At 74.6% G+C, this 1,069-nt stretch carries 2 pseudogenes; one reads left to right on the forward strand and one right to left on the reverse strand.

Annotation, left to right across the window (positions count from 1 at the left end):
* Positions 1 to 35: 35 nt before the first annotated feature.
* A pseudogene (locus tag ACFQ87_RS46705) lies at positions 36 to 416 on the forward strand (arabinose ABC transporter permease); the annotation flags it as partial.
* A gap of 380 nt (positions 417 to 796) precedes the next feature.
* Here the strand turns inward: ACFQ87_RS46705 and ACFQ87_RS46710 are convergent.
* A pseudogene (locus ACFQ87_RS46710) lies at positions 797 to 1,069 on the reverse strand (dihydrolipoyl dehydrogenase); the annotation flags it as partial.

Raw genomic sequence — 1,069 nt, forward strand, 5'->3', positions numbered from 1 at the left:
TCGAGGTGGTGGAGCTGCGCCGGCTGGAACGGGCGATGTTCGACCTCCGGCTCTTCCGGCGGCCCGAGTTCCTCGCCGTGGTGTGCCAGCCGTTCACCGTGACCCTCGGCTTCGTGGTGCTGCTGGTCTACCTGCCCGCCTACCTCCAGGGGGTGGGCGGGCGCGGCGTGCTGACCAGCGGTCTGCTCCTGCTGCCGCTGACCGCACCCGTCCTGCTGCTGCCGCTGCCGGCGGGCCGGCTGGCCTCGGCACTGTCCGTCCGTACGGTGCTGACCGCCGCCTCGGCGCTGATCGCGCTGGGCGCCCTGCTGCTGATCACAGTGCGCGACGACGCGTCCTGGGCGGCGCTGGCGGTGCCGCTGCTGCCCTTCGGCGCCGGGGTGGGGCTGGCGTTCGGGGTGATGGACAACGCGGCGGTGAGCACCGTCCCGGTCGAGCGCGCCGGGGCCGCGGCGGGCATCTTCAACACGATGCGGATCACCGGCGAGTCGGTCGCGGTCTCCGGCGCGGCCGCGCTGCTCACCGCCCTGACCGCCGTCCACCTGCCGGGCCTCCCCGGCGCCGAGGCGGCCCGGCTCGCCGCCCACGCCGTCCAGGGCCGGGTTGACCCGGCCCGGCGGGAGGCGCTGACGGCCGGCTTCACGGGGGCCCTGCACGCCCTCGGGCTGGTCCTCGCCGCGCTGTCCACGGTGGGGGCGGTGCTCACCCACCGGGCGCTGCGGGATCCGGCTGGGCCTGAGACATCCCCGCGCCCCGCCGGGTTCCCGGCGGGGCGCGGTGTCGGGTCTGTGGTCCGTCACATGTTGATCATGTGGCCGGCCAGGCCGTGGATGGCCTCCTTGACCGCCTCGCCCAAGGTCGGGTGGGCGTGCACGTTGCGGGCGACCTCGTGGACGGTGAGGTCCCACTGCTGGGCCAGGGTCAGCTCGGGCAGCAGCTCGGTGACCTCGGGGCCGATCAGGTGGGCGCCGAGCAGCTCGCCGTACTTGTTGTCGCTGATGACCTTGACGAAGCCGATCGGGTGGCCGAGGCCGTGCGCCTTGCCGTTCGCGGTGAACGGGAACTTGGC

Source organism: Kitasatospora sp. NPDC056531, assembly GCF_042794375.1.
Taxonomy (GTDB): Bacteria; Actinomycetota; Actinomycetes; order Streptomycetales; family Streptomycetaceae; genus Kitasatospora.